Annotated in this window: 20 protein-coding genes and 8 pseudogenes; 9 read left to right on the forward strand and 19 right to left on the reverse strand. The window is 69.8% G+C overall.

The window, feature by feature from the left end; translation table 11 throughout:
• Positions 1-5: 5 nt before the first annotated feature.
• From P0Y60_06545 to P0Y60_06570, 6 genes are all read right to left on the reverse strand, one after another.
• On the reverse strand, positions 6-407 hold the full coding sequence (locus P0Y60_06545; protein WEK62405.1) for an NUDIX domain-containing protein: 402 nt from the start codon (positions 405-407) through the stop codon (positions 6-8).
• Positions 400-1,764: an FAD-linked oxidase C-terminal domain-containing protein gene (locus P0Y60_06550; GenBank protein WEK62406.1), complete on the reverse strand. Its 1,365-nt coding sequence runs from the start codon at positions 1,762-1,764 to the stop codon at positions 400-402. The genes P0Y60_06545 and P0Y60_06550 overlap by 8 nt, the downstream gene beginning before the upstream one ends.
• Positions 1,761-2,132 (reverse strand): YrdB family protein, encoded by a 372-nt coding sequence (locus P0Y60_06555; protein WEK62407.1) that lies wholly within the window; start codon positions 2,130-2,132, stop codon positions 1,761-1,763. The genes P0Y60_06550 and P0Y60_06555 overlap by 4 nt, the downstream gene beginning before the upstream one ends.
• A gap of 9 nt (positions 2,133-2,141) precedes the next feature.
• Entirely contained in the window at positions 2,142-4,259 is a 2,118-nt protein-coding gene (locus tag P0Y60_06560; protein WEK62408.1) for a sigma-70 family RNA polymerase sigma factor, read from the reverse strand.
• 465 nt (positions 4,260-4,724) lie between these two features.
• Positions 4,725-5,897 carry an amidohydrolase family protein gene (locus P0Y60_06565; protein WEK62409.1) on the reverse strand — a complete coding sequence of 391 codons (1,173 nt, stop codon included), beginning with the start codon at positions 5,895-5,897 and terminating at the stop codon, positions 4,725-4,727.
• Positions 5,894-7,408 (reverse strand): beta-N-acetylhexosaminidase, encoded by a 1,515-nt coding sequence (locus P0Y60_06570; GenBank protein ID WEK62410.1) that lies wholly within the window; start codon positions 7,406-7,408, stop codon positions 5,894-5,896. The genes P0Y60_06565 and P0Y60_06570 overlap by 4 nt, the downstream gene beginning before the upstream one ends.
• Before the next feature lie 226 nt (positions 7,409-7,634).
• Between P0Y60_06570 and P0Y60_06575 the strand changes: the two are divergent.
• Positions 7,635-8,911: pseudogene (locus P0Y60_06575) on the forward strand (serine hydroxymethyltransferase).
• A 139-nt stretch (positions 8,912-9,050) separates the two neighbouring features.
• A complete protein-coding gene (locus tag P0Y60_06580) occupies positions 9,051-9,929 on the forward strand; it encodes a bifunctional methylenetetrahydrofolate dehydrogenase/methenyltetrahydrofolate cyclohydrolase (GenBank protein ID WEK62411.1) in 879 nt (292 codons plus the stop codon).
• Positions 9,930-9,969: 40 nt separating this feature from the next.
• Here the strand turns inward: P0Y60_06580 and P0Y60_06585 are convergent, their stop codons facing one another.
• Complete coding sequence (locus tag P0Y60_06585; protein ID WEK62412.1) at positions 9,970-10,539, reverse strand: hypothetical protein; 570 nt, start codon at positions 10,537-10,539, stop codon at positions 9,970-9,972.
• 112 nt (positions 10,540-10,651) lie between these two features.
• On the opposite strand from P0Y60_06585, the gene P0Y60_06590 reads away from it, so the two are divergent.
• From P0Y60_06590 to P0Y60_06620, 7 genes are all read left to right on the forward strand, one after another.
• The gene (locus P0Y60_06590; protein WEK62413.1) at positions 10,652-11,416 is read left to right on the forward strand and encodes an AraC family transcriptional regulator; all 765 of its coding nucleotides are present in this window, start codon (positions 10,652-10,654) and stop codon (positions 11,414-11,416) included.
• Between the two features lie 85 nt (positions 11,417-11,501).
• Entirely contained in the window at positions 11,502-12,491 is a 990-nt protein-coding gene (locus P0Y60_06595; GenBank protein WEK62414.1) for an ABC transporter substrate-binding protein, read from the forward strand.
• Positions 12,488-13,528: an iron ABC transporter permease gene (locus P0Y60_06600; GenBank protein WEK62415.1), complete on the forward strand. Its 1,041-nt coding sequence runs from the start codon at positions 12,488-12,490 to the stop codon at positions 13,526-13,528. Before P0Y60_06595 ends, P0Y60_06600 begins: the two co-directional genes overlap by 4 nt.
• Positions 13,525-14,559, forward strand: a complete 1,035-nt coding sequence (locus P0Y60_06605) for an iron chelate uptake ABC transporter family permease subunit (GenBank protein ID WEK62416.1) — start codon at positions 13,525-13,527, stop codon at positions 14,557-14,559. The genes P0Y60_06600 and P0Y60_06605 overlap by 4 nt, the downstream gene beginning before the upstream one ends.
• Positions 14,559-15,377, forward strand: coding sequence for a siderophore-interacting protein (locus P0Y60_06610; GenBank protein ID WEK62417.1), 819 nt, complete (start codon positions 14,559-14,561; stop codon positions 15,375-15,377). The genes P0Y60_06605 and P0Y60_06610 overlap by 1 nt, the downstream gene beginning before the upstream one ends.
• Positions 15,374-16,162: an ABC transporter ATP-binding protein gene (locus P0Y60_06615; GenBank protein ID WEK62418.1), complete on the forward strand. Its 789-nt coding sequence runs from the start codon at positions 15,374-15,376 to the stop codon at positions 16,160-16,162. The genes P0Y60_06610 and P0Y60_06615 overlap by 4 nt, the downstream gene beginning before the upstream one ends.
• Positions 16,163-16,243: 81 nt before the next feature.
• Positions 16,244-17,587 carry an anaerobic C4-dicarboxylate transporter family protein gene (locus P0Y60_06620; protein WEK62419.1) on the forward strand — a complete coding sequence of 448 codons (1,344 nt, stop codon included), beginning with the start codon at positions 16,244-16,246 and terminating at the stop codon, positions 17,585-17,587.
• A gap of 12 nt (positions 17,588-17,599) precedes the next feature.
• Here the strand turns inward: P0Y60_06620 and P0Y60_06625 are convergent, their stop codons facing one another.
• The 12 genes and pseudogenes from P0Y60_06625 to P0Y60_06680 form a co-directional block, all read right to left on the reverse strand.
• On the reverse strand, positions 17,600-18,688 hold the full coding sequence (locus tag P0Y60_06625) for an N-formylglutamate amidohydrolase (GenBank protein ID WEK62420.1): 1,089 nt from the start codon (positions 18,686-18,688) through the stop codon (positions 17,600-17,602).
• 48 nt (positions 18,689-18,736) lie between these two features.
• Positions 18,737-19,456 carry a hypothetical protein gene (locus P0Y60_06630; GenBank protein ID WEK62421.1) on the reverse strand — a complete coding sequence of 240 codons (720 nt, stop codon included), beginning with the start codon at positions 19,454-19,456 and terminating at the stop codon, positions 18,737-18,739.
• Positions 19,457-19,504: 48 nt separating this feature from the next.
• Positions 19,505-20,305 (reverse strand): HpcH/HpaI aldolase/citrate lyase family protein, encoded by an 801-nt coding sequence (locus P0Y60_06635; GenBank protein WEK62422.1) that lies wholly within the window; start codon positions 20,303-20,305, stop codon positions 19,505-19,507.
• Positions 20,290-21,072, reverse strand: a complete 783-nt coding sequence (locus tag P0Y60_06640; GenBank protein ID WEK62866.1) for a fumarylacetoacetate hydrolase family protein — start codon at positions 21,070-21,072, stop codon at positions 20,290-20,292. Before P0Y60_06640 ends, P0Y60_06635 begins: the two co-directional genes overlap by 16 nt.
• Positions 21,073-21,074: 2 nt before the next feature.
• Positions 21,075-22,176, reverse strand: a pseudogene (hpaD, locus tag P0Y60_06645) (3,4-dihydroxyphenylacetate 2,3-dioxygenase).
• A gap of 40 nt (positions 22,177-22,216) precedes the next feature.
• Positions 22,217-22,396 carry an aldehyde dehydrogenase family protein gene (locus P0Y60_06650; protein ID WEK62423.1) on the reverse strand — a complete coding sequence of 60 codons (180 nt, stop codon included), beginning with the start codon at positions 22,394-22,396 and terminating at the stop codon, positions 22,217-22,219.
• Between the two features lie 40 nt (positions 22,397-22,436).
• Positions 22,437-22,595, reverse strand: a pseudogene (locus tag P0Y60_06655) (aldehyde dehydrogenase family protein).
• 8 nt (positions 22,596-22,603) lie between these two features.
• Positions 22,604-23,158, reverse strand: a pseudogene (locus P0Y60_06660) (aldehyde dehydrogenase family protein).
• Positions 23,074-23,250: pseudogene (locus tag P0Y60_06665) on the reverse strand (aldehyde dehydrogenase family protein). The pseudogenes P0Y60_06660 and P0Y60_06665 overlap by 85 nt, the downstream one beginning before the upstream one ends.
• Positions 23,251-23,296: 46 nt before the next feature.
• A pseudogene (locus tag P0Y60_06670) lies at positions 23,297-23,740 on the reverse strand (aldehyde dehydrogenase family protein).
• A 10-nt stretch (positions 23,741-23,750) separates the two neighbouring features.
• Positions 23,751-24,377, reverse strand: a pseudogene (locus tag P0Y60_06675) (GntR family transcriptional regulator).
• Positions 24,378-24,439: 62 nt separating this feature from the next.
• A pseudogene (locus P0Y60_06680) lies at positions 24,440-25,908 on the reverse strand (fumarylacetoacetate hydrolase family protein).
• Between the last annotated feature and the right edge of the window lie 3 nt (positions 25,909-25,911).

Consider the following 25,911-nt stretch of genomic DNA (forward strand, 5'->3'; position numbering starts at 1 on the left):
CGCCGTCACCGGCCGGGCCACGCCAGCGGAAGAAGGTGTTCGAGGCTCAGGGGTGCGAGCGGGAGCGTCGGCACATCCGCCGGCGTGATCCAGCGGAGCTCGGCCAGCTCGGCGTTCACCGTGACGCTCTGAGGATCGATCGACGCGGCGAAGGCATCGGCGATCACGCGGTGACCCGACTCGTTCGCGGCCGCCGAGATGAAGGTGCCGAGAGGCCGCAGATCGTCGGCGGTCAACAGCAGGCCGAGTTCCTCCTGCAATTCGCGGATCAACGTCTCCACCGCGGTCTCGCCCGGCTCGGGCTTGCCTCCGGGCTGCATGAACCGGGTGGTGCCCTCCTTGCGCACGACGAGCACGCGCGCGTCGTCGTCGAGGATCACCGCCGCACTCACGTGGATGTCAGGCATCGGAGGAGAAGACCTTTCCGGGGTTGAGGATGCCGAGCGGGTCGAACACCCGCACGATCTGCCGCTGCAGCTCCCACTGATCCTCGCCGAGCTCGTCGACCAACCAGCGGCGCTTGAGAACTCCGATGCCGTGCTCGCCGGTGAGCGTGCCTCCGAGGCGGATCGCGGCGCGGAAGAGCTCGCCGGCGGCCTCCCAGATGTGCGGGGGAGTGTCGGGACCCTCGAAGATGAAGTTCGGATGCAGGTTGCCGTCCCCGGCGTGAGCCACGGTGGGGATCGTCAGACCGAAGTCGCGCTCGATGCGCGCGATCTCCTCGAACATCTGCGGCATCGCGCTGCGCGGCACCGACACGTCTTCGATCAGGGTCGTCCCGAGGGCCGCCATCGCGGGGTGCATCGAGCGCCGGATCGCGAGCAGCCGTTCACCCTCCTCCTGATCGTGCGACACCGTGGCGACGCCGTCGTGGGCGCGAAGCACGGCGGCGATGCGCTCGGCCTCCGCCGCGGCCGACGGTCCGTCGGTCTGGATCGTCAGCTGCGCGGCCGCGGCGGGCGGTGCGGGCAGCGCGAGGAGTGCGTGCACGGCGGCGAGGCTCGCGGCATCCATCAGCTCCATGATCGCGGGCTGCACGCCGGTCGCCGTGACGGCGGCCGAGGCTGCTGCGGCGTGGCGCACATCGGGGAAGGTGGCGGCGATCGTGCAGACCGTCCCCTCGACGAGTCGGCGCAGTTTCAGCGTCGCTCCCACGATCACGCCGAGGGTGCCCTCCGACCCGATCATCAGCGACGTCAGATCCAGACCGGTGACTCCCTTGACGCTGCGATGGCCGAGGTGCAGGAGCCGGCCGTCCGCCAGGACGACGTCGACGCCCAGTACGGCATCGCGCACGACGCCGTACTTCGCGCAGAGCAGACCCCCGGCACCGGTGGCGATGTTGCCGCCGACCGTCGAGATCTCGCGACTCGCAGGATCGGGTGCCCACCAGACGCCGTGCTCGGCGAGCACCCGGTTGAGGTCGGCGTTGAGGATGCCCGGCTCGACGACGGCGAGCAGATCGTCGGGGCGGATCTCGAGCACCCGGTTCAGGCGACGCGTCGAGAGGACGATCTCACCCTGGCCCGCATTGGCCGCTCCGGCGAGTCCGGTCCCGGCGCCGCGGACGACGACAGGCGTGTGCGTGGCGGTGGCGATTCGCAGGGTCTGCTGCACGTGCTCGACCGTCTCGGCGTGCACGATGGCGAGCGGGCGGCCGACGGCGGCATGGCCGGAGTGGTCGGCTCGAGCAGCTTCCCGCGCGCCGTCATCGACGTCGACGAGATGACCCAGCGCTGCCTGCAGCTGAGCCACGACGGTCATGAGAGCGCGCGGCGTCCGCTGAGCACACCGGCGACGATGGCCACCAGTCCGAAGGCGGATCCGATCAGAGCCTGGCCCATCGACCACCAGGCGATCGTGACGCCGACGTAGATGAGCAGCTCCACGACGGCCCGCAGGAACGGGTGCACGTGCAGCACCGGACGGGGCGAGAGGAAGAGCGCCCACACCAGCAGCACGACGACGGGTGCGCCGATGCCGAGGATCACGTTCCACGGAAGCGACCACGTGAAGAAACCCCACAGGGCGAGCGACGTGATGGCGAGGACCAGGATGATGGCGCGGACGACGTCGAGAATCGTGATGACCGGGCGCTCGACGCCGGGTACGGGAACGGAATCCTGGGGCATGGATCCAGTCTATTCGGCGCTCGAGGCGTCCTCCGCCGGAAGCGCGGCATCGACGGTCGCGGGCGCGACGGCGGCCGGCGCGGGCTGCTCAGCGGGCGTCGTGTCATCGGTCGGAGGTGCGGGCGGTGTCACCGGAGCAGCGGGCGTCGGCTCGACAGGTACCGGCTCCGCGGGCGTCGCGGGTTCCGTCGTGTCTGTGGGCTCGGCCGGAGCGGCGGGCTCGACCGGGGTCGTGCTCGAATCATCGGCGAGGCTCTCCGAAGCGAGCGCCTGCGGATCCGCCGCATTCTCGATCAGCGAGACCTCGACGACGGTCGGATCGCCACCGTCTTCGAACAACAGGCATGCGAGCTGCATCCACCCCGGGAGAGGCGAGAGGGCCCACAGGGTGGTCGAGGTGGCCTGACCCGTCTTGTCGCCCGCGACGTAGGCGAAGTTCACGGCCGCGTCTCCGCACAGCTGCTCGAACGTGGGGCGGAGGTCGATGGTTCCGGATCCGACGGTGGGGTCGGCTCCGGGCTCCGTGGATGCGGCCAGCGTGGCCGAACCGCCGCCGCCCCCATCGATCTGTCCGCGAACGGTCGCGGCCGCGGTGCCTGTGACCTGCACGGTGTAGTGCGTGACGAGGGTCTCGTCGTCGAACCACATCTCAGCACCACCGATGGCGGGAGCTCCGGCGGGAACTGTCGGATCAACCGGGTCGACCGGGTCCACAGGGTCGACCGGGGCGACCGGCTTCGTCGGCGTGACCGGCGTCGTCGGCGGCGCGACGACGGGACCGGACGGCTCTTCCGCGGAGGAGTCGTCGACGGGAGGTGCCGGCTCGTCCTTCGGTTCGTGGGCCGGCTCGTCGAGCACGACCGGCGCGTCGAGCGCCATCGATGAGTCGGGGCCGATATCTGCGGCGATGGCCGAGGAATCGGCGTCACCGGCGCTCGGCTGTGACGCGGCCGGTTCGCCCCCGGCGAGGCCGGGGATGATCGTCGCTGCGGCCACGACACCGGCGACCACGAGCGCCGCGGAACCCACACCGACGAGTGCGCCCATGCCGGTCAGCAGGCCGCCGGTGGCTCCGGCACCGCCTGCGGCACCGGCTCCCGAGGAACCTGCCGCACCCGACGTCGAATTTCCTCCGGCAGCGCCGCCGGCAGCGCCGCCGAGGGGTGCGGAGGTGCCGGCCGTCGAGCTGCCGGCCGTGGAGCCGCCGCTCGCGAAACCGCTGTGCGCCGCGCCGGACGCCGCCGCCGTGCCGGGGTCACCGGCGAACACGACGCCGGGGATCGCCGAGGGGGCCGCGGCGAGAGCGACGATCGGTGCGCCGCCGCCCTGGAGTGTGGCGAGGTAGCCGGCGGACCCGGTGATGCCGAGCACGAGAGGCAGCAGCACCAGAGCGAGGCGCTTGGAGACATCCTTCGCCTCGGCGGCGACGATCATGCAGCGCGCGCATTCGTCGAGGTGCAACTCGAGGCGCTTGTAGTCGCGCGCACTCAGGTTGCCGCGCGAATAGGCGCCGAGATGCTCGATCGTCCACTGGCAGTCGGAGCCGGGAGCGGCGCTGCGCAGGTGGGCCTGGATCCACGCTTCGCGGAGACCCTCCCTGGCGCGGAACGCGAGTTGGGACACGGCGCCGGACTTCATGCCGAGCAGGGGAGCGACGTCCTGCGGCTTCATCTGCTCGATCTCGGTGTACCAGAGCACTTCCTGCCACCGCGAGGGCAGGCTACGGAAGGCCTGCGCGGTCAGGCTGCGATCGAGCGCTTCGCTCGCAGCCTGGTCGGTGCTGTCCGGATCGGCGACGGAGTCGAGTTCGTCGATGGTCGATTCGCGTCGGGATCGGCCCCATGCGGCGGCGGTGTTGCGGATGCTGGTGAACAGATAGGCGCGGAAGGAACCGTTGGGACCGCCGCCCTTGACGATGGCCTGATAGATGCGTGTGTAGGACTCCTGCACGAGGTCGTCCGGGTCGATGGAGGAGGTCACCGAGCGGGCGACGGCCATACCTGACGGGTAGTGGCGTCGCCAGAGTTCGCCGAACGCCTCGGTGTCACCGGATCGGGTGCGCAGAATCAGGTCGGCGTCAGCGATCGGCTCGTCGTTCGGAAGGTTCTCTTCTTCGTGCACTGTCATCCATCTGTCTCGGGGCACGCGGGTGTGCCCTCACAAGAGAGACGCGCGAGGGCGGCCTTCATCACGCGTCTTTCTCATTCTCACCCGAATCTCCCAGCAAGGCCACCCCCTGTCAGATTTTCCTGTCGATCGCCTCAGGTGAAGAATCCCTGTTCGGAAGCATGATCCGATCCGAGTCGAGAAGAATCTCGGAAAAAGATCTGCAAGTCGCGTAATGAACCGGCTCCGACGTCGTCTCATTCCATAGAGACAGCCATACGAACTCCACCGGGGGGCGGAGTTCTGGCGCTGATGCGGGGGCAAAACGCATCAGCTGGGCGGGTCGGGAGCCTCGGGGGAGGAGTTCCCGGCCCCCCGCTCTCACAAGCGGGAATGAGGCCACCGATCTGGGGAACGGTGGCCTCCCACCCCGCCAAAGAAGACCGGAGAACGCAGAGTTGCGCGTGGTCGCGCGTCGCGTGCGCCTCACTCGGTGAGGCGGTCTCCCACCCAGACGCGGACCACGCGCAGTTCGGCATCCCACAGCACGGCATCGCCGATGCGCCCGGGTTCCAGGGTGCCGCATACCTCATCGGCGCCGATCGCTCGCGCGGGTGTCTCGGTCAGTGCGGTGATCGCTGCGGGCAATCCCACGCCGGCGCGCACCGCGCGTTGCAGTGCGACGTCCTGCGTCAGGGTCGACCCGGCGATCGAGCCGGTGGCATCCGCCCGAGCGATGCCGTTCATCACCGTGACGCTCACAGCGCCGAGGTCGTAGTGCCCGTCGACGCTGCCGGCTGCGGCCATGGCATCGGTGATCAGCGCCACCCGGCCGGGCGCGGTGTCGAACAGGAGCCTGACCACGTGAGGGTCGAGGTGCACGTCATCGGCGATCGCCTCGAGGACCACGCGGTGGTCGGCAGCAGCAGCGAGCACGGGGCCGGGTGCGCGGTGGTGGATGCCGGGCATCGCATTGAAGGCGTGGGTGAGGATGGACGCCCCCGCCTCGAACGCTGCGACGGCGATGGCGGCATCCGCGCTCGTGTGGCCGACGGCCGCGGCAGCACCGGCATCGACGATCTGGCGGATGGCATCGAGCCCGCCCGGCAACTCGGGGGCGATCGTGATCTGGCGGACGGTACCGCGTCCGGCATCCAGCAGACGCGCCACATCGGCTGCCACGGGAGCCCTCAATAGAGAGGGTTCGTGGGCCCCGTGGTGCGCCGAATCGAGGAACGGGCCCTCCAGGTGCGATCCGAGGATGCCCTCGTCGGAATCCACCAGATCGGCGACGAGGGCCGTGGTGCGGGCGAGATCGTCGAGCGGCGCCGTCACCAACGAGACCACTGCGCGGGTGGTGCCGTGCGCGCGGTGCAGCCGACGAGCGGTGCGGATGGCATCCGCACCGTCATCGAACGACGCTCCCGCGCCGCCGTGGCCATGGATGTCGATCAGGCCGGGGGTGAGGAGCGCGCCCGGCCCCGCGACGCCCGCGGCATCCACGATCTCGTCGGCCGGCGACCAGTCGCTCCCGGTGCCCACCGCGGTCACCCGTCCGTCGTCGATCCGAACCCAGGCATCCTCGACGACCGCACCTCGATCGACGAGTCGCGTGGAATGGATGAGCAGTGATCCGCTCGCGGAGGACAGCACACTCATCGATCGCTCCAGGGGACGTCGTCTGCGGCGTGGAAATTGACCCCCTCAGCCTTCCACAGCGGCGCGAGAGACCCCAGTCGGACGCGGAAGGAATCCCAGGCGCGTTCGGGAGCGTCCTTCGGCGACCAGGCGACCTCGGCCTGCGCCGCGGCGCGGGGGAAGACGAGCTGCTCCACGTCGCCGTACGTGCGGGTGGTCTCCGACCACAGCGGTGCCTCGACGCCCAGGATGGCCGACTCCGGCACATCGAGAACGGACGTCGGCTCCCATTCGTACGCCGAGCGCACATCGATGATCGCGGCCCAGGTCAGCCCGAGGGGGAAGTCCGGGGAGTACTTCATGTCGAGGTAGGTGACGTCGGCCGCCGACATGATGAGCGTCCCGCCACGGGTCACGAAGTGTTCCGCCTCCTCGGCGTGCGTGCCCTCGGGAACCGTCTTGCCCCAGTACTGACCGACCGTGCCTTCGGCGATGTCCTCCGCTGCGCCCACCTCATGCCAGGCGACGGGGATCTTGCCCTCCTCGACCACGATCCGCGTCGCGCGCTCGACGAAGTGATCGAAGTCGGCCTGCGAGGTTCCGAGAGACTCGTCGCCGCCGATGTGGATGTACGGGCCGGGCGTGATCTCGGCCAGCTCGCGCACGACGTCGCGCACGAAGTCGTAGGTCGCCTCTTCGCCGATGCGCACGCTGGAGTGGCCGACGCCCCAGCCGAGGTAGCTCTCGCCGGCGACCGGGAGCGGCTGCCCCAGACGAGCGGACTCGGCGACGAGGCCGTCGTTCATGACCGGGGCCTCGACCAGCTCGGGGTAGGCGACGCCGATCGCGTGCGTGTGCCCCGGCAGATCGATCTCGGGGATGACGACCATGTGGTGCTGCGCGGCATGGGCGACGATCTCCCGGTAGTCGTCCTTCGAGTAGAAGCCGCCGGGATCCCCTCCCGCAGACGTCGACGAGGACAGCTCGGTCAGCAGCGGCCAGGAGTCGATGTGCACACGCCAGCCCTGGTCGTCGCTGAGGTGCAGGTGCAGGCGGTTGAGCTTGAGCGCGCTCGCGCTGTCGATGAATCGCTTGACCTCGTCCACACCGAAGAAGTGACGCGCCACGTCGAGCATCACACCGCGGTGCACGAAGCGGGGTGAGTCGGCGATCTCGGCGCCGAGCAGCGACCAACCCTCTTCGTCCTGTCGCAGCAGCTGCAGCAGCGTCTGCACGCCGTAGAACAGGCCGGCCTCGTCGGCGCCGATGATGGTCGCACGGTCTCCGATACGGAGCGTATAGCCCTCCGGGCCCGAGGCGTCCTTCTCGATGCGCAGTTCGATCTCGCTGGGTGCCTCACCCGTGGCGGCGGTGAGACGGATGCCGGTGCGCCGTTCGACCGCGTCGATCAACGCATCTACCGCGGGGGACGAGCCGAGCACGCGCGTCGTCGCGGTGATCGGCATCCGTCCCTCTCGTGCGATGGCTGACACGGGGGCGGGGACGAGAGGGAGGAGATGTGCAAAGACCATGAACAAAACCTACCCGTCAGCGTGGCTCAGCGGAATGGCAGAAGTCCTGCAAGAGTGCGGGGGAGCTCGGGATCCGGCCGCGCGTCCCGCACGCATCGGCTATGCTCGTAGGCGTCGCGACTGGCGTCTGGGTGGACTACCACCGGGGAGCGACTGACCACGGAATTCGACCGCGCGCCTGGGCCGATGGTAACCCTTCCGAATCCGTCGTCAGAGGAGCACGTCCATGACCGACCGTTACTTCAACGCCCCGCTCTCCGAGGTCGATCCCGAGATCGCCGCAGGTTCTCGATCGCGAGCTGAAGCGCCAGCAGACGTTCCTCGAGATGATCGCCTCCGAGAACTTCGTGCCCGTCTCGGTGCTGCAGTCGCAGGGCTCGGTGCTCACCAACAAGTACGCCGAGGGCTACCCCGGCCGTCGCTACTACGGTGGCTGCGAAGAGGTCGACGTCGCCGAAGAGCTCGCCATCTCGCGCGCGAAGAGCCTCTTCGGCGCCGAGTTCGCGAACGTCCAGCCCCACTCCGGCGCATCGGCGAACGCCGCCGTCCTCCACGCCATCGCGCGCCCCGGCGACACGCTGCTCGGTCTCTCGCTCGACCAGGGCGGCCACCTCACACACGGCATGAAGATCAACTTCTCCGGCCGGCTCTACAACATCGTCGCCTACGGCGTCGACCCCGAGACCTCGATCATCGACATGGACGAGGTGCGTCGCCTCGCCATCGAGCACAAGCCCAAGGTCATCATCGCCGGGCTGGTCGGCGTACCCTCGCACGCTCGACTTCGCCGCGTTCCGCGCGATCGCCGACGAGGTCGGTGCGCTCCTCTGGGTCGACATGGCGCACTTCGCCGGACTCGTCGCCGCGGGCATGCACCCGAACCCGGTGCCCCACGCGCACGTCGTCTCCTCCACGGTGCACAAGACGATCGGCGGCCCGCGCTCGGGCTTCATCCTCACCAACGACCCCGAGCTCGCGAAGAAGATCAACACCGCTGTCTTCCCGGGTCAGCAGGGCGGCCCGCTCATGCACGTGATCGCCGCCAAGGCGACCGCGTTCAAGCTCGCGTCGACGCCGGAGTTCGCGGAGCGCCAGGAGCGCGTGCTGCGCGGTGCGGCGCTCATCGCCGACCGCCTCTCGCAGCAGGACGTGAAGGACGCCGGCATCGCCGTGCGTTCAGGCGGCACCGACGTGCACCTCGTGCTCGTCGACCTGCGCGACGCGGAGATCGACGGCAAGCAGGCCGAAGACCTGCTGCACGACATCCACATCACGGTGAACCGCAACGCGGTGCCCAACGACCCGCGTCCGCCGATGGTCACCTCGGGCCTGCGCATCGGCACCCCGGCGCTCGCCACCCGCGGCTTCGGCGACGCCGAGTTCACCGAGGTCGCCGACATCATCGCGCTCGCGCTGCTCCCGGGCGCCGACGTCGAGGCGCTGCGCGCTCGCGTCGACGCGCTCGCCACGGCGTTCCCGCTGTACCCCGACCTGCAGCAGTAGGCACACCCGCCCTCCTCCCGCACTCCATCCTCCCCGCGAGTGCACGGGATCCTGCCGGGTGCACGGCTCGTCGACGTGACGAAGCCGTGCACTCGCGCAGAGGCCGTGCACTCGGCGAAGAAGACAGAAGGACGAACACATGACCGCGAAGATCCTCGATGGGAAGGCGGCATCGGCGGCGATCCGGGCCGAGCTGACCGAGCGCGTCGCCGCGCTGAAGGCCCAGGGAATCACCCCGGGCATCGCCACCGTGCTCGTCGGAGCTGATCCCGCGTCACAGCTCTACGTGGGCATGAAGCATCGGCAGTCCGAGGCGATCGGCATGAACTCGATCCAGCGCGAACTGCCGGCCGATGCCACTCAGGCCGACGTCGAGGCGCTGATCGACGAGCTCAACGCCGATCCGGCGTGCCACGGGTACATCGTGCAGTTGCCGCTGCCGAAGCACATCGACACCGACGCGATCCTCGAGCGGATCGATCCGGCGAAGGATGCCGACGGGCTGCACCCGACGAACCTCGGTCGCCTCGTGCTGAACGTCAACAGCCCGATCCACACGCCGCTGCCATGCACGCCGCGCGGTGTGATCGAGCTGTTGCTGCGCAATGACTACGACCTCAAGGGCAAGCACGTCGTCGTGGTGGGGCGCGGCGTGACGATCGGTCGTTCCATCGGACTGCTGCTCACCCGTCGTGACCTGAACGCCACGGTCACCCTCACGCACACCGGCACGGTCGACATGCCCCGCTACCTGCGTGAGGCCGATGTCATCGTCGCGGCGGCGGGTGTGAAGCACCTGATCCGCGCCGAAGACGTGAAGCCGGGCGCCGCCGTGCTCGATGTCGGAGTGACGCGCGAGTCCGACCCGGAGACCGGCAAGAGCGTCGTCTTCGGTGACGTGCATCCGGATGTGGCTGCCGTCGCCGGATTCCTCTCGCCCAACCCCGGCGGCGTGGGTCCGATGACTGTCGCGCTGCTCATGACGAACGTCGTGGAGGCGGCCGAGCGCCTCGCCTGATCCGAGCGAGGACTCCGCGGGGAGCGGATCCGGGGCGGCGTCAGCCGAGCTCGTCGAGCATGCGACGCTGCTCGGGAGTCAGGCCGTCCTGAAGCTCTGCGCGGGCGGCAGCGGTCTCAGGTGCTTCCGCCGTGGGGGACGCGGGGGCATCGGCCCGCGCCGGACCGGACGTGCGGCGCGACTGCACCTTGCCCTGCACGACGTCGTACAGTTCCGATGCCTTGGCGCGGAGCCGATCGTCGATCTGGTCGTAGATCATCCAGCCGAAGAGCAGGAACAGCGGGGGCAGCACGAACGCCCAGAATCCGGATGCGCGCACTCCGCTCAGCCAGACGGTGAGCACCCAGACGATGAGCTCGACGAGGTAGACCAGCACGTACTGCAGCAGCTTCTCACCGATCTTCGTGCGCTCTGCGGCCGACTTGGCGGCAGAGCGTCGGAAGGCGGCGCCGACCGTCGGCTTCACGAACAGCGCGGCGAGGGTGAGGATCACGGCGGCCCAGATCACGTTCCATCCGACCGATACGCCGGGGAACAGCAGACCGATGAGCAGCAGGACGGCCACGTTGAACACGTACAACGCGGCGAATCGGACGATTCCGTTCTTCATGCGAACAGAATCCCACACCGCTCATCGTCTCCGCGAGGGGGCAGGCCGTACACTGAGGGCGCCGAGCCGCCAGCCGCCCGGTCCACCCCTCATCCGCCGCTCGGGAGCCGCGATGCCGATCGATCTCGATCCGCTCCTCGACTCCGTCGACATCCTCACGACGTCAGACGGGGCGCGGTGGCCTGCGCACTCGCATGACGACCACGAGTTGCTCTCCGCCATCACGCACACGGTGACGGTCGTCACACCAGACGCCGTGTACATCGCCCCGCGTGGTACGAGCATCTGGATCCCGGCGGGGGTCGTGCACGAGGTCACTGCGGCGCCGGGCAACAGCATGCGCTGCACCTGGTTCGAGCCGGATGCCGGGGCGGAGCTGAGCACGCGCGTCGTGGTGACGACGGTGCCTCCGCTGCTCGACGACGTGCTCGCACAGCTCTCGCGCTACACGGATCCGCTGCGGCGGGCGCGTGCCGAGGCGTTCGCACTCGATCTGCTGGGCGACTCCGGCAGCACGGAGGTGGGGCTGCCGACCCCGACGACGCCGTGGCTGCGTGTGGTGACCGACGCGCTGGTCGCCGAGCCGGGCGACAGGCGCACACTCGACGCGTGGGCGGCTCAGTCCTCGGTGAGCGTGCGCACCTTCACCCGGCAGTTCGCGACCGAGACCGGCATGCCCTTCTCCCGGTGGCGCGCCGAGCTGCGGCTTCGACTCGCGATGTCGATGCTCGCCAACGGGGTCGAGGTCGGACGCACGGCGCGGGCCGTCGGGTTCGAATCCCTCGCCGCGTTCTCCGCGGCGTTCCGGCGTCGCGCCGGGGTGTCGCCTCGCGCGTTCGCGCGTAGTCATGGTTCTGTGACCGATTCGCGCGCATAGTCGACCGATCCGCGCAAGTTCGGGCATCGAACCGGCACATTCCAGGCGACATAATTAGGTAACCCTTGCCTAATTGGAGAATCCAATGCGTCTTTCCCCGCGCCTGCGAATCGTGCTCGCATCTGCCGCCCTCGTCCCGCTCGCCCTCACCGCCACCGCGTGCGCGTCGGAGTCCGCCACATCCGACGAGTCGGCCGGCGCGGACACCATCGTCATCGACTCGGTCTACGGGAAGGTGACGGTGCCGGCCGATCCTCAGCGCGTCGCGGCGATCTCGTACGACACCCCGTGGCAGGTCATGTCCCTCGACCTCCCGATCGTGGCGGCCATCGACTACACGCAGTGGATCGACGGCTACACCGCAGACCAGCAGGCCTACATCGCGGATGCGGCCAAGGTCGGCACCTACGGCGAGATCAACTTCGAAGGGCTCGCCGGGGCGACCCCCGATGTCATCGTCGGCGATGCCTATGAGGTCGATGAGGCCACCTTCGAACGTCTCAGCGAGATCGCACCGACGGTCATCGTCGGCGGTGACGAGCGCGGTGACTGGCAGTCGCTCACCGAGGATCTCTCGTCCGCGCTCGGCGCGCACGACACCTGGGCAGAGGCGAAAGCCTCCTACGAGGCGCGTCGCGACGAAGTGAAGGAGCAGTACGCCGACGTCATCGCCGACAACACCTGGGCGAACTTCTCGCTCGGCGACGAGGCCGGACAGTTCTCGATCCAGCTGCCGAGCGGTTCGACCGGCAACCTGATCGTGAACGAGATGGGTCTCGCCTACGGTGACGGCATCCCGCTCGAGGATGAGGGCGGCTTCGGCTACGTCTCCTTCCCGCTGGAGCAGATCGGCACCGTGCTCGACGGCGTCACGGTCGGCCTCACCTTCTCGAACCCGGACGGCACCACGATGCCCGCAATCCAGGATGTGATCGACAGCAGCCTGTTCCAGCAGCTGGACATCGCGAAGAACGATCATGTGTACGGACTGTCCTCGAACGTGACCGATTACCGCAGCGCGCAGGACTGGATCGACGAGCTCACCGCCAAGGTGCTCGAGCCGCTCTCGAAGTGACAGTCATCGCCGCGGACGGACGACGGCGCACCCGTCGTCCGTCCGACGCGATCGTGCTGCCGATCGTCATCCTGCTGCTCCTCGTGACCGTGGCGGTGAGCATCGCGGTGGGACCGCACACGCTGAGCCTCGACGAGCTCGTGGGGGCGCTCACCGCCCCGACCGGCACCGAGGCCGATCTGATCGTGCGCGACGTGCGCCTGCCGCGCACTTTCATCGGCATAGCGGCGGGGAGCGCCCTCGCGGTGGCCGGCGTGATCATGCAGACGCTGACCCGCAACCCGCTTGCCGAACCCGGGCTCCTCGGTGTGAACGCGGGGGCGTCACTCGCCGTGGCCGTCGCGATCGTCGTGTTCGGGATCGGCGACTTCGCCTCGACGATGTGGTTCGCCTTCGTCGGCGCCGCCGTCGCGAGCGCGGTCGTCGCGCTCATCGGCGGGGTGGGCCGTGGAGCCTCGATCGGGCGCCTGGCGCTCACCGGCGTCGCGGTCGCCGCGGTGCTGTCGGCGGCGACCTCCGCGTTGAGCCTGATCGACCCCGCCTCCTATCAGGCCATGCGCCTCTGGAGTGCCGGGGCGCTGGGCGGCCGGTCACTGGAGGCCGCCGTGCTCACACTCGCCGTCGTCGCCGCCGGGCTCGTGCTCGTCGTGCTGATCGCCCCCGGGATCGGCCTGCTCGCCCTCGGTGAGGACACGGCACGGGCGCTCGGGGGGCGGGTCGGTGCTGTGCGCTTCGGCAGCTTCGTGGCCATCGCCGTGCTCTGCGGGGCAGCGACCGCCGCCGCGGGCCCCATCGCCTTCGTCGGACTGCTCGTGCCACATGCGCTGCGCGCGATCTTCGGCCCCGACACCCGCCGTCTGCTGATCTACAGCGTGCTCACCGGCCCCATCCTGCTGCTGCTCGCCGATGTGCTGGGCGGCATCCTCATCGCTCCCCGTTCGATCCCCGTCGGCGTCGTCACCGCGTTCCTCGGCGCACCGCTGCTCGTCGCGCTCGTGCTGTCGCGCCGCGTACAAGCGGACGGAGCGCCATCGTGAGCGCCTCGGTCGCCGCAGGATCCATCGCGTCGCCGCCCGCTGCGGTGCGGCGTCGGCGCCTCGTGATCTGGGTCGCCTCGGGGGTCCTCCTCTTCGCGCTCGGACTTGCGGGACTCACGCTCGGTGATGCCCCGATCTCGCCGGCGAACGCGTTGGCAGCCCTGTTCGGCGGAGGCGATGGCGGCACCCGGCTCATCGTGGTCGGGTGGCGGCTGCCCCGCGTCGTGCTGGGCGCGGTGATCGGGGCGATGCTCGCGCTCGCGGGCGCGCTGTTCCAGGTCGTGACGCGCAATCCGCTCGGCAGCCCCGACATCCTCGGCTTCTCCGCCGGCGCCTACACCGGCGCACTGCTGGTGATGATCGGTGGCACGGTGAGCACCTTCGCCCTCTCCGCCGGCGCGATCGGCGGCGGCATCGCCTCCGCCGCCCTCGTGTTCGCCCTCGTGGCGTGGCGAGGGGCCACCGGCACGCGGCTGATCATCGTCGGGATCGCCCTGACCGCGATGCTGGGCGCCGTCAACACCATGATCGAGCTGGCCGCCGACGATGTGGTGGCGCGCAGCGCCGCGATCTGGGGTGCGGGGTCGCTCAACGGCATCGATGGGCGATGGATGCCGGTTCTCGTCACCACCCTCGTGCTGGGTGCCGTGGCGACCGCGTGGCTCCGGCCGGCGCTGACGCTCTATGAACTCGGGGAGGACCGTGCGGCGTCGCTCGGCGTGCGCCCGGTGCGGCTGCGGATCGCTGCGATGGTGATCGGCGTGGTGCTGCTCGCGATCACGATCGCCGCGGCCGGTCCGATCGCGTTCGTCGCACTCGCGGCACCGCAGATCGCGCGTCGCCTCTGGCGCAGCGGCCCCATGCCCTTCGCGGCATCCGCCATGACCGGTGCGGTGCTGCTGGTGCTCAGCGACCTGCTCGCGATGCGGCTGTTCGCTCCCACCATGCTCCCCACGGGTCTCGTCACGATCGGGATCGGTGGTCTCTACCTCGCCTGGATGCTGTCCGGGGCGAATCGAAGGAGGCGCTGATGCGCACTGACGTCCCCGTCTACACCGCTGAGGTCGCCGCGCGGCGCTCGGTGACCCCGAACATGGTGCGCATCACCCTGCGGGGCGCGCGGACCGCCGACGGCGAGCTGTTCGTCTCGTGCGGTCGACCTGACGAGTTCTTCGGGCTCTGGGTTCCGTCTGCCGAGGGCGGCGATGCCAAGCGGTACTACTCGGTGCGTGCCTGGAGACCGGAGCAGGACGAGCTCGACGTCGACTTCGTGATCCACGCCGCAGGTCCGGCCACCCGATGGGCCCGTGACGCGCGCGTGGGGGAGCGGGTGTCGTTCGATCTGCCCCGCGGACACTACGTGGTTCCGTCGCACGCGGAAAGGGTGCTGGTGGTCGGCGATGCCACGGCGCTGCCGGCGATCGGCCGGATCCTCGATGAGCGCCCGCCGGACGGGCCATCGGTGCACGCGATCCTCTCCGTGGACGACATCGCCGACAGGCAGGGCTTCCCGATCCGTGAGGGCGACGTGCTGCGGTGGGTCGCCGCGGACGCGATCCTCGTCGCCGTCGTGGAGGCCACGGCGGAGGCGATCCCGACCTATCTCTGGTTCTCCGGCGAGAGCTCGACCATGCGCGAGATCCGCCGTCACCTCCGGCACGAACTCGGCTGGCCGACGGCGCATTACATGACGATGGGGTACTGGCGCCGCGATGCGGAGCGCTGGAACGAGAAGTTCGACCGGGAGGCCGCGTTGCCCGACCAATTGGCCGCGATCTGGGAGAACGGCGAAGACGACGAGACCCAGCGCGACCTGGCCGATGCGCTGTTGTCGAGGTACGGACTGTGAGTCAGGCGACGTTCGACATCCGTGGGCTCTCCGCCGGCTATCCTCACGGACGCCCGATCTCGGAGGATCTCGATCTCACGATCGACCGCGGATCCTTCGTCGCGATCATCGGTCCGAACGCGTGCGGCAAGTCGACGCTGCTGCGGACGATCGCGCGGCTGCTTCCCGCGCTCGCCGGTTCCGTGCTGCTCGACGGCCGCGACATCCGGACCAGGGGTGGGAAGGAGCTCGCACGCGAACTAGGGCTCCTGAGCCAGTCGGCCGAGGCGCCCGACGGCATGCGCGTGGCCGACCTCGTCGCGCGGGGTCGGTACCCGCATCGCCGCGCCTTCACGGCCTGGAGCGCCGACGACGAGCGAGCGGTCCGCGAGGCGATGGAGCGGACGTCGGTGCTCGAGCTGGCCGAACGGCCGGTCGACGAGCTGTCGGGCGGGCAGCGTCAACGGGTGTGGCTGGCGATGGCGCTCGCGCAGGAGACCTCCGTGCTGCTGTTGGATGAGCCCACGACCTTCCTCGACATCACCCATCAGCTCGACATGCTCGATCTGTTCCGCGACATCAACCGCGAGCAGGGGACGACCGTCGTCGCCGTGCTGCACGACCTGAATCAGGCGGCGCGCTACGCCGACCGCATCGTCGCCATGCGCGACGGCGAGATCGTGCGCACGGGCACGCCGCAGGAGGTGCTCACGCCCGAGGTGATGGCCCGCGTGTTCGACCTCGATTGCGTCATCATCGCCGATCCGGAGACACAGACGCCGATGGTCGTGCCACGTCGGCGCTAGCGACGGGGAGGGAATGACCCTCGGATTTCGGCCGTGCGACCAATATGCTGGCCGCAACGTCCCCCGCTGAGAGGAACCTCTGTGGATATCGCGCTGTTCGTGATCGAGTTGCTGGTCGTCCTCGGGTGCATCGTGATGGGTACACGGTCGAGCGGCGTGGGCCTGGGACTGTGGGGCGGGACGGGCGTCGCGATCCTGGTGTTCGTCTTCGGGCTCGCTCCCGGATCGCCTCCGGTGGACGCGCTGCTCATCGTGCTGTCGGTCGTGCTGGCGGCATCCATGATGCAATCCGCGGGCGGCATCGACTGGATGGTGTCGGTCGCCGCGAAGCTGATCGCGCGCAATCCGAAGCAGATCACACTCGTCGCCCCACTGGTGTCGTTCCTGTTCTCGGTGGGGGCGGGAACGTCGAACATCCTTTACCCGCTGCTCCCCGTCATCCAGGACCTCTCCTACCGCAACGGGATCCGACCCTCCCGTCCGCTCTCCCTCTCGGTCGTCGCGACCGGCGTTGCCCTCGCGTGCAGTCCGGTCTCGGCCGCGATGGCCGCGATGGTCACTCTCACCGACACGGCCCCCTGGGACTTCGAGCTCGTCGACATCCTCAAGGTCACGATTCCGGCGGCGATCGTGGGCATCGTCGTCTCGAGCTTCTTCGTCAACAGACTCGGCAAGGACCTCGCCGACGACCCCGACGTGCAGGCACGCATCGCGCGCGGCGAGCTCGCACCGCCCCGCGCGGATGCCGCCGAGATCAAGGCCGACGTCACCGTGACCCCCGCCGGACGCAACGCCGCCGTGATCTTCCTGCTCGGTGTCGCGGCGATCGTGGTGTTCGGTCTCTTCAAGGGGATCCGCCCCTCGGATGCCGCCGGTGACCCCGTCGCGATGACGCCGATCATCGAGATCGTGATGTTCCTCGTCGGAACTCTCATCCTCGTCGTGTCGCGCCCGAAGGTCGGCGAGATCCCGACCATGACGGTCTTCAAGGCCGGCATGGTCTCGGCGATCGCGCTGTTCGGACTCGCCTGGCTCACCGACACGTTCCTCACGGCGCACTCGGAACTGATCTCCAGCAGCGTCGGCGGATGGGTGAGCGCGGCGCCCTGGATCTTCGCACTCGGCGTCTTCCTCGTGTGCGTGCTGACCACGAGCCAGTCCACGGCGACACGGACCATCGTGCCGATCGGACTCGCCGCCGGCATCCCGCTCGGGCTGCTCAGCGGAATGTGGGCCGGGGCGTTCGCCGGCATCTACCTGCTGCCGACCAACGGTTCCCAGATCGCGGCGGCCAACTTCGACACCTCGGGCACGACGAAGCTCGGCACGAAGCTCGTCGACCACTCGTTCTTCGTTCCCACGCTCATCCTCGCGGCCACCACGATCGCCTTCGGTGCCCTGTTCGGCGTGCTCTGGGGCGGATGACCCGGTCGGGGCTCAGAGCGCGCGGTACAGATCCCACGAGCGGCGGCAGGCCGCAGCGATGTCGCGTACATGCGCAGGATCCTCGGCGATCCACCCGGTGCCCGGGCGATGCAACTCATCGACCGCCGCCTCGCCGAGCAGATACTCGCGCAGGAATTCTGCCTGCACCGCGTCTACCGTGAGCGCGGCGTCTGCGGCATCGGCGGCCGACTCGCGGAACCGGCGGCCGGCGGCGAGGATCTCCTGGCTGCCGAGGTAGGGCTTGTTCAGGGCGACGTCGTCGGGGCGCTCGACCCGGAACCCCGCACGGTGCGCCTCCGCCAGTGCGCGGGCGCGCTCGGGATCCATGGTGGGCGGGTCTGCGGGATCGCGCTCGTCACCGCGGGCGTCGCCGCGGTTCGAGAGGGCGACGACACCGGGCAGGCGGTCCTTCTCCTCTCGCGGCACGTTCACCGCGCCGTCGCGCGTGGTCGTCGTGTTCATGGTGTCGTGGAACGAGAGCCGCGTGAATCGGCCCCCCGTGCGCAGCTTCTCGGCGAGGAACCTCTCGGTCAGTTCGTCTCTGGTCCGTTCGTACACACCGAGCCCGCGCTCGCCGACCTCGACGAACGTGCGCACCAGGAGATCGCGCTCCGCATCGGTGGCCGGGACCTGGAGGATCGGGAAGAACGAGAACGTCACCGGACGGATCGCGTCCACGCCGGAGAGATCGACCTTCTGCCACGCGCCGGCCGTCCGGGTCCGTTCGATCGCGGCGCCGAGGTCGGCGGCGATGTCGACGGGACGTGCACGGTTGGGATCGCGCACCAGCCGCGGATGGGGGTTCAGCACCGCCACGATGCGCGGATCGGTGCGTGCCCACACCCGCACGATCGCATCGGTGGCGACATCCGTGAAGTCGTACTGGAGCCGGCGTGTGAGCGCAGGGGAGAGGAACGGCACGAGCTCCTCGGGGATGCGCGCGCCCGCATGCGGACAGCTCACCAGCACATCGGCCTCGGCGATCGCCTGGTCGAGCGTGCGGGTGTCGCTGTCGGCGTACACGGTGATCTCCTCCGCGGAGAACGTGTGCCCTGCGGGGATGAGATCGAGATCGCTCATGCGCTCATGGTAGCCGCGCGGGCGATACCCGGCGCGGAGATCTCGGCGTCAGGAACCGGCGAGTGCGCTCTCGACGCCCGTGATGCGGGCCTGATCGTCGAAGCGGAAGGTCGCGGAACCGGACGCGTCGACGACCGTCGCGCCGCTGAACGACTCATCGGTCCAGGTCAGGGTCCATCCGGCGAGTCGTGCGAGATCCCAGACGGCTGTGCGCGCATCGCTCAACGACGTGGCCGCGAGGGTGCGGGGCAGAGCGATCACGGCGTCGGCGACCGTGAGGGGAGCCAGCGGCGCATCGAGCAGGAACACCGCGCGGGTGCCGCCACCGACCGGGGCCGAGTAGTACGGAGCCCGTCCGGTCAGCTCGACCGCGACACCCCCCACGACGTGCGCGGCCTGGGCGATCCAGTCCTCGTCGGCGGACGCCTCAGCCGGGAACGGGACCTCGGATGCCGTGAGCTCCGCGATCCCGTGCTCGGTGCCGTAGGCGCGCAGCTGTGCCGCGATGCCCTGAGCGTCGCCCTGGGGATGCGCCCAGGCCCACAGCATCGACCGGGGGCCCGGCGCGATGGTGGCGATCAGGTGAGCCCTGGTCACCAACTGACGGGAGGGATCGGCGTTCGCCGTGAAGGTCAGGGTGCCTGCGGCCATGTCGGCATCCCAGCGGTGCTCACCGAGTGCATCGGCAGCGGCCGACAGGGCGTCCTGGCGGAGCGCGGTGAACAGGGCGGCACGGTCGGCGAGGGGCTGGAGCGCGGCGAAGGTCATGAGGACAGTCTTGCCCGGCTAGCTATGAATCCGCCAGAGTCTGATGGGTCAGTAGCTGGCACGCTGGGTGGGATCGGCGGTGATGAAGCGGGTGGCGAGCGCCTCGGATGCTCGGGCGAGGAGAGCGACATCGGCTCCGACCGCGACGAAGTCCGCCCCGGCCGCGATGTAGGCGTCGGCCGCGACCGGATCGAAGGCGTTGACGCCCACGGGCTTGCCGGCGGCGTGGACGGCGGCGAAGACCCGCTCGACGGCCGCGACGACGTCAGGGTGCGTCTGCCGGCCGAGCAGCCCCATCGACGCGGACAGGTCGGAGGGCCCGACGAACACCGCGTCCACCCCGTCCACCGCGGCGATCTCGGCCGCGGCATCCACACCGGCCGCCGTCTCGATCTGCACGGTCAGCGAAGTGTGCGCCGCGGAGTCCTGCAGGTAGTCCTCGACGCGATTCCAGCGCGCACTGCGAGCCAGAGCACTGCCGACTCCGCGTACGCCCGCGGGCGGGTACCGGGTGGAGGCGACGGCGGTCCGTGCCTGCTCGGCGGACGAGACCATCGGAACGATGAGGTTCTGCGCCCCGAGGTCGAGCACCTGCTTGATCGCGACGGTGTCGTCGGAGGCGACTCGCACGAGCGGTGTGATCGGATACGCCGCGACGGTCTGCAGCTGCACCAGCACCGTCTCCAGGGTGTTCGCGGAGTGCTCCATGTCGATGAGCAGCCAGTCGAGTCCGGAGCCGGCGGCCACCTCGGTCACGAGCGGGCTGCCGGAGCACGCCCACATGCCGGCCAGCGCGCGGTCCGACGAGGCCAGCTGCTCGCGGAAGGAGGGGGCTAGATGAAGCGACATGCGATGAGTCCCATCGGTCCGTAGTCGCACAGCACCTCGTCGCCGCGCGACACCCACATCGGGCGTGTGAACGATCCTGCCAGGATGATCTCCCCGGCCTCCAGACGCGCGCCGTGCTGATGGAACTTGTTCGCGAGCCAGGCCACGCCCGTGGCCGGGTGGCCGAGCACTCCGGCGGCGACGCCGGTCTCCTCGATCTCGCCGTTGCGCGAGAGCACACCGGGCACCCACCGCAGGTCGATCTCGTCCGGACGTCTGTGCACATCGCCGAGGACCATGGCGCCGTAGGCGGCGTTGTCGCTGATGGTGTCGACGATCGTGCGGCCCTCCAGCTCGATGTGCGAGTTGAGCACCTCGAGGGCGGGGACGGCGTAGTCGATCGACGCGAGCGCATCGTCGAGGGTGCAGTCGGGGCCCTCGAGCGGATGCTTCAGCACGAACGCCAGTTCGACCTCGATGCGCACGTTCGAGAAGTGATCCACGGGGATCTCCGCGCCCGAGCGGTACACGGTGTCGTCGAACATGACACCGTAGTCGGGTTCGGTGATGCCGGTCGCCTGCTGCATCGCCTTGGAGGTCAGCCCGATCTTGCGCCCCACGAGCGTGCGGCCGTCGGCGATCTGGGTGTCACGCCAGACGCCTTGGATGGCGTACGAGTCCTCGACCGTCGCCTCCGGGTACCGCGCGGTGATGCGGGGGATCACCGCGTGGTCGCGATCGGCCTCGGCGAGCTCGGCGGCGATCTCCGCGATGACGCCTGCTGACAGCGTCACAGCTGGTTGCCCAGCTTGTACTCGTGCTCGCCATCCTCGGCGCGCGGGTGTAGGAGAACCCGTCGGCGCCGATCGTCACGGCCATCTCGCTGTCGTCGGTGCGGGCGACGACCGGCTGCGGGTTGCCGTCGAGGTCGAGCACGAGCGACGCATCGGTGTACCAGCGAGGGCACGACGGGGTTGCCCCACCAGTCGCGGCGCTGGTTGTCGTGCACGTCCCACGTGACGACCGGGTTGTCGGGGTCGCCCGTGTAGTAGTCCTGCGTGTAGACCTCGACGCGGTGGCCGTCGGGGTCGCGCAGGTACAGGTAGAACGCGTTCGAGACGCCGTGGCGGCCGGGGCCGCGCTCGATCGCGTCGGAGCGGCGGAGCGCGCCGAGCTTGTCGCAGATCGCGAGGATGTTGTGCTTCTCGTGCGTCGCGAAGCACACGTGGTGCATGCGGGGGCCGTCGCCGCCGGTCATGGCGGTGTCGTGCACGGTGGGCTTGCGGCGCATCCACGCGGCGTAGACCGTGCCCTCGTCGTCCTGGATGTCCTCGGTCACGCGGAAGCCGAGGTCCTGCATGAACTCGACCGCGCGCGGCACGTCGGGGGTGACCTGGTTGAAGTGGTCGAGGCGCACGAGCTCGCCGGGGATGTGCAGGTCGTAGCGCCACGACATCCGCTCGACGTGCTCGGTCTGGTAGAAGAACTCGTACGGGAAGCCGAGCGGGTCGACCACGCGCACCGAGTCGCCCGATGCCCTTCACGAAGCCCGTCGGGGTTGCGACGCACGTCGCAGCCGAGCTCGGTGTAGAACGCCACGGCGCGGTCGAGATCCTCGGCGGTGCGCACGCGGTACGAGAACGCGGCGACCGCGGCGATCGGGCCCTTGCGCAGCACCAGGTTGTGGTGGATGAACTCCTCGGTCGAGCGCAGGTAGATCGCCTCGTCGTCCTCTTCGGTCACGTACAGGCCGAGCACGTCGACGTAGAACTCGCGCGAGGCGGCGAGGTCGGTGACGACGAGCTCCATGTACGCGCAGCGCAGGATGTCGGGCGGTGGCGGTCACGGCGTCGCGATCGGGTTGTCGGCTGGATGGGCGCCTCCTGCGTCACGTAGAAGCCCGCGGAGGTGAGGGTCTTCTTCGCGGTTGTGTCATGTCAGCGTCCTTGCTGTCGGCCGGGTCAGTTCTTGCCGAAGCGTGGGGTTGTGGGCGCCGCCGAGCGTGATGTGCACGCTCTGCTGGTCGGTGTAGAAGTCGATCGAGCGGTAGCCGCCCTCGTGGCCGAGACCGGAGGCCTTCACGCCGCCGAACGGGGTGCGCAGGTCGCGCACGTTGTTGCGAGTTCAGCCACACCATGCCCGCCTCGACGGACTGCGCGAAGTTGTGCGCGCGCTTGAGGTCGTTCGTCCAGATGTAGGCGGCGAGCCCGTACTTGGTGTTGTTCGCGAGCGCCAGCGCCTCCTCGTCGGTGTCGAACGGGGTGATCGCGACGACCGGGCCGAAGATCTCCTCCTGGAAGATGCGGGCGTCGGGGGCACGTCGGCGAACACGGTCGGGGCGACGAAGTTGCCCTCGTCGAAGCCCTCGGGGCGGCCGCCGCCGGCGACCAGGCGGCCCTCGGTCTTGCCGATCTCGACGTAGCTCATCACCTTGTCGTAGTGCTCCGGGTGCACGAGCGCGCCGACCTCGGTCGCCGGGTCGTGCGGGTAGCCGACCTTCACGCGCTTCGCCTGTGCGGCGTAGCGCTCGACGAACTCCTCGTAGATCGAGCGCTCGACGAGGATGCGGGAGCCGGCGGTGCAGCGCTCGCCGTTGAGGGAGAACACGCCGAAGATCGGTGGCGTCGACGCGGCTTCGAGGTCGGCGTCGGCGAAGACGACGGCGGGCGACTTGCCGCCGAGCTCCATCGACAGGCCCTTGAGGAAGGGCGCGGCGTTGCCGAAGATGAGCTGCCGGTCGAGCTCTCGCCCGTGAAGGAGATGAGCGGCACGTCGGGGTGCTTCACGAGCGCATCGCCGGCATCCTCGCCGAGGCCGTTCACGAGGTTGAAGACGCCCTGCGGGCAGCCGGCCTCCTCGAAGATGCCGGCCCACAGCGACGCCGACAGGGGCGTGAACTCGGCGGGCTTCAGCACGACCGTGTTGCCGGTCGCGAGGGCGGGGCCGAGCTTCCACGACTCGAGCATGAAGGGCGTGTTCCACGGCGTGATGAGGCCGGCGCACGCCGATCGGCTTGCGGTTGACGTAGTTCATCTGGCGGCCGGGCACCTTGAAGGCGTCGTCGGACTGCGCGACGATCAGGTCGGCGAAGAAGCGGAAGTTCTCGGCCGCGCGGCGGGCCTGGCCGAGCGCCTGCGTGATCGGCAGGCCCGAGTCGTACGACTCGAGCTCGGCGAGGCGCGCGTCGCGGGACTCGACGATGTCGGCGATCCGGTGCAGCACGCGCGAGCGCTCGCGGGGCAGCATCCGCGGCCAGGGGCCCTCGTCGAACGCGCGCTTGGCGGCGGCGACGGCGAGCTCGATGTCGGCCTTCTTGCCGCGCGGCGGTCGTGTAGGTCTCGTTCGTGACGGGGTCGAGCACGTCGAAGGTGTCGCCGTCGACGAGTCGACGAAGGCGCCGTCGATGTAGTGCTGGATGTGGTCGGGAAGCTCGGCGGGGATGCGCGAGTCGGTCATGAGGCTTCTCCTAGGGTCTGGCGGAACGGGTGTGCAGCGCGTCGAGGAAGGCGTCCCTCGTGCGCCAGCGGTGGTTGCGGGCGGCGAGCTCGATCTCGAGCGGGTCGGCGCCGTCTCGGATCAGCTCGCAGGATCTGCTCGTGCTCCTCGACCGAGTGCTGCGCGCGGCCGGGCACGTAGGCGAACGTCGAGTCCGGATGACCGGACAGCCGCGCCCAGCCGCGGTGCACGAGGTCGAGCATGTGCGGGTTGGGGCACGGCTCGAACAGCACGGAGTGGAACTGCCGGTTGAGCTCGGTGAAGCGCGTGCGGGTCGAAGTGCTCGAGCATGCTCGACATGCGCGTCGTTGACCTCGGCGGCCTGCGATCGAGCGCCGCGGGTCGAGCAGCGGAGCGGACAGCGCGGTCGCCGCGCCCTCGACGAGTCCGAGCGTCTGCATGGTGTGCGCGTACTCGCTCTCGTCGACGAGCGGTCACGCGCGCGCCGACGTTGCGCTCGAAGGTCACGAGGCCTTCGGCTTCGAGGCGGCGGATCGCCTCGCGCACGGGCACGACGCTCATGTCGAGCTCTCGGCGATCGACCGAGCACCAGCCGGTAGCCCGGGCCGAAGCGTGGCCGCGAGATGCGTGCGCGGATCCAGGCGTAGGCCTGCTCCGACTTGCTCGCGGCGCCGCGTCGTCACCGCCGGCTCTTCGCGTCGCGCGCCGGCTAGCCTCGTAGCGTGCGCGCCACTCGGCGTTCATGCGGGAACAGCCCGTCGACCGGGTGCCCGGCCGCGACCTGCTCGGCGATCCAGGCATCCTCGTCTCCTGCGCGACGGCGGCCGCGGCCACCTCTTCGGCGAGCGCCGGCGGGATGACGATCACGCCGTCGCCGTCGCCGACGATGATGTCGCCGGGCTGCACGGTCGCGCCGCCGCAGGCGATCGGTGACGTCGACGTCCCACGGCACGTGCTTGCGGCCGAGCACGCGAGGGATGGGCGCCCTGCGAGAAGACGGGGAGGCCGATCTCGGCGACGGCGTCGAAGTCGCGGACGCCGCCGTCGGTGACGACTGCCCGCCGCGCCGCGGGTCGGGCGCGCAGCGCGAGGATGTCGCCCAGGGTGCCGGTCGTCGGCGTCGCCGCGGGCCTCGATCACGATGATCTCGCCGTCGTCGACCGCGTCGAACGCGCGCTTCTGGGCGTTGTACCCGCCGCCGTGCGAGGCGAAGAGGTCTTCGCGGAAGGGCACGAACCGCAGCGTCTTGGCTGTGCCGACGATCTTCGGTCCCGGCGATGTTCGCCGACACGCCGTCGATGAAGCAGGAGTGGTGTCCGCGCTTGCGCAGCTGCGCGGAGAGGCCGGCGGTCGGCGCTTCGAGGAGCTGCGGCGCGCAGCTCGGGCGAGAGGCCCGGTCGCGCGTCTCCGGCTCGGCGTCGGGCAGCCGGCCTCGGCCCGGGAGCCCCAGGCCTCGGTGCGCTGCAGGTCGTCGACCGCGGGCAGCGATCCGATCTCGCCGTCGAACGCGATCGTCGCCCTGCGTCGACCGTCGTGACGAGGCGCCCGGACGTCGGCGCGCCGTCGGCATCCGGGGCATCCACCTCGACCTCGACGACATCGCCGGGGACGATGACGGATGACCCCGCCGGCGTGCCGGTGAGGATCACGTCGCCGGGCTCCAGGGTGAAGTGCTGCGACAGGTCGGCGACGAGCTGGGCGAGCGGGAAGATGAGGCCGTCGGTCGTGTCGTCCTGACGCAGCGCGCCGTTGACCCAGGTGCGCACGCGCAGCGCCGTCGGGTCGACCGTGCGTGCGTCGATCAGTTCCGGACCGAGGGGGGTGTAGCCGTCGCCGCCCTTGGAGCGGACGTTCGATCCCTTGTCGTTGGCGCGCAGGTCGTACAGGCCGAGGTCGTTCGATGCGGTGACCCAGCCCACGTGCGCCCATGCCTCGTCGAGTGCGACGCGGCGGGTGGGCGTGCCGATCACCAGTGCGATCTCGCCCTCGAAGGCCAGCAGTTCGGTGCCGGCGGGGCGCTCGACCGTGCCGCCGGATGCGGCGACGGAGCTCGCCGGCTTGAAGAAGTAGGAGGGTGCCGCGGGGCGGCGGCCACGCTGATCGGCTCGTGAGGCGTAGCTCAGATGGATCGCGATGATCTTGCCGGGGCGGGCGATGGGATCCGTCACGGG

This window comes from Candidatus Microbacterium colombiense (assembly GCA_029203165.1).
Taxonomy (GTDB): Bacteria; Actinomycetota; Actinomycetes; order Actinomycetales; family Microbacteriaceae; genus Microbacterium; species Microbacterium colombiense.